Source organism: Brevibacterium sp. VCM10 (genome assembly GCF_000583215.1).
In the GTDB taxonomy this organism is placed as follows: domain Bacteria; phylum Actinomycetota; class Actinomycetes; order Actinomycetales; family Brevibacteriaceae; genus Brevibacterium; species Brevibacterium linens.
Map to the genome: position 1 here is coordinate 1 of NZ_JAJB01000052.1, position 2,235 is coordinate 2,235.

3 protein-coding genes and 2 tRNA genes are annotated in these 2,235 nt (G+C 63.4%); 2 read left to right on the forward strand and 3 right to left on the reverse strand.

Translation table 11 applies throughout. From position 1 onward, the window contains the following. The coding region (locus AD89_RS0115205; RefSeq protein ID WP_025780309.1) for a DUF2249 domain-containing protein at window positions 1-532 on the reverse strand (532 nt) is incomplete at its 3' end. Window positions 533-654: 122 nt separating this feature from the next. On the opposite strand from AD89_RS0115205, the gene AD89_RS0115210 reads away from it, so the two are divergent. Next, window positions 655-1,002, forward strand: a complete 348-nt coding sequence (locus tag AD89_RS0115210; RefSeq protein WP_025780311.1) for a cupin domain-containing protein — start codon at window positions 655-657, stop codon at window positions 1,000-1,002. Between the two features lie 134 nt (window positions 1,003-1,136). Here AD89_RS0115210 and AD89_RS0115215 read toward each other — a convergent pair. Continuing rightward, window positions 1,137-1,210, reverse strand: a tRNA-Val gene (locus AD89_RS0115215). Window positions 1,211-1,313: 103 nt separating this feature from the next. Next, window positions 1,314-1,802 (reverse strand): TetR family transcriptional regulator, encoded by a 489-nt coding sequence (locus AD89_RS19430; protein WP_025780313.1) that lies wholly within the window; start codon window positions 1,800-1,802, stop codon window positions 1,314-1,316. Window positions 1,803-1,884: 82 nt separating this feature from the next. Here AD89_RS19430 and AD89_RS0115225 point away from each other — a divergent pair. After that, a tRNA-Pro gene (locus AD89_RS0115225) sits at window positions 1,885-1,961 on the forward strand. Window positions 1,962-2,235: the final 274 nt, after the last annotated feature.

Consider the following 2,235-nt stretch of genomic DNA (forward strand, 5'->3'; position numbering starts at 1 on the left):
GTCCCGCCTCGGCGTCGGCCAGGAATCGACGGCGGGACTTACGGGGCAGCCATACGATCTGACCGGGGGACAGGTCGATCGTTCCCGTTTCGGTCTCAAGAGTGCCCGCACCGGCGAGGATGTGGATGAGGACGTCGAGAGACGGACCGGTATGTTCGCGGATCTCACCACCCGGGGCCAGCACGATGACATTCGCGTCGAGGTCACGGCGCTGTGCCGGCAGCTGCCAGACGGATCCGGAGTCCTCGGCGGTATCGCTGAGTTCGGTGACGTCGAGGACCACGCGAGGGGCCGGTGTGCCGGCGCGACGGACGATGCGCACCCGAGCTTCACCCTCTGTGCTCTCCAACGGCTCCCAACCGACCGCACCGGCGAACTCGCGGACCAACTCCGCACGCAGACCCTCGGGTGGGTGATCATTGATGAGGATCAGGCCGGTGCCGATCTCGAGTTCCTCATACGCTCTGATGATGAGCGGATGCCGCTCCGGCTTCGGTATGGTCCGGACATCGATGACGGGTTCGTCTGCCACGGCGCGCCTTTCAGTCGCTTCGCTGATTCCTCTTCGAAGCTATCACCACAGTAGGAAATCGAGATTACGCTGAGGAAGGAAGCAAGCCTCCGAGCTGTACACCACTGAGGAAGGAATTCACGATGACCGAACAAGCGTCCGCACAGAACCTGGAGACCCTCAGCGCAGAGCTGTTGGAGAAGGCGCGAGGGGCACGCAGCGGAAGGGCCGCCAAGGGTGTCTTCGTCGGAACCTATCTTCGGCAGGCCCTGCTCACTCTGCGAGCGGGTGCAGAACTCGCAGAACATGATTCTCCACCGGAAGCGACGTTGCACGTCGTCACGGGCCGGGTGCGGGTGGTGACTGCCGACGAATCATGGGAACTGGGTGCGGGAGAACTCATCGCCATTCCCGGGCAGAAGCACTCGGTGGAGGCGTTGACCGATGCGGCGTTCCTGCTCACGATCCGCACGGAGATCGACAGGGGGTGATCGACCCCGTGGTCGCCTCGGCGAGGTTCGGGGCGGCGGGGTCGGACCTGCGTGGATCGGACGTGCCGATCTGGGCTGGTGAGTTGGGTCGGAATATGGAAAAGGCACCCCGTGAACACGGGATGCCTTGACGGTGGGCCCAGAGGGACTCGAACCCCCGACCCTCTCGGTGTAAACGAGATGCTCTAGCCAACTGAGCTATAGGCCCCACCTGCGTCGTCGTCGACTGCGACAGCGCTTGATCAGTATGCCACATCCGGAGGTGAGCGGCGAAACGGGATCGACGGCGATGAGTGTGCCGGTCAAGGCGGTCACCGGGAAGATCGCAGCAGGAGTGAGGCATTGGCGGCGAAATTCTCTGCCGCAGCGGCGGGGTCGATCGCGAAGAGCCTGCGGTTCTGTTCGACGGCCACGGCGCCGAGCGTGAGCGTGAGGATTCCGTGAGAGAGTTCGGCACCCAGCCGATCGGCTGCCAAAGCTTCAGGCGTGACGTCTGCCGGTGCGATGGAATAGCCGAGCAGCACGATCTCGGCTCCGTCGCGGTATTTCAGCAGCACCTCGCGCAGCGACATGGCCGCGGCGAGTGGATCCGTGACGGCGGGACTGAGGGCATCGACTTCGGCCTTGAGGCGGCGGGAGATGAGGATGAGAAGGGACTGTTTGTCCTTGACGTGCCAGTACAGCGCCGAGGGCTGAACCTCGAGTTCACGGGCGAGTCGGCGCATGGACAGATCGCCGAGACCGTAGTGCGACAGGATGGTCAGAGCAGTGGTGGTGATGCTTTCGGCTGTCAGTGCCAATGAGACATACCTTTCATTCTTCCGAAGTGGACCGTCCCGATTTTTCAGATCGCGTTCCCATCGCTATAGTAGTTCCTGGTCACGGGATATAGCGCAGCTTGGTAGCGCGCCTCGTTCGGGACGAGGAGGTCGTGGGTTCGAATCCCGCTATCCCGACCATGGGAAAGTGCCGCAGCATCGCTCAGGCGAGGTTGCGGCACTTCTGCATTCCCGGCCCGTTGAGTGCCTGACCCCGGTCGGCCCGAGCGTTGACGTGGGGCCGGTTCAATCGGGTTCTGAACAGGTACTCGAGTTTGAACCCGATGACTGGTCCAGAACTCGATGTTCAGTCCGATTCCCGCGGAGTCTGCGGGTCCTCGGTGCCCGCATCCGCATCGATTGAGTCGACCGGCTTCGTGCGGCGGGGTGAGTTCGAGCGGTCGGCCGCCTCGGC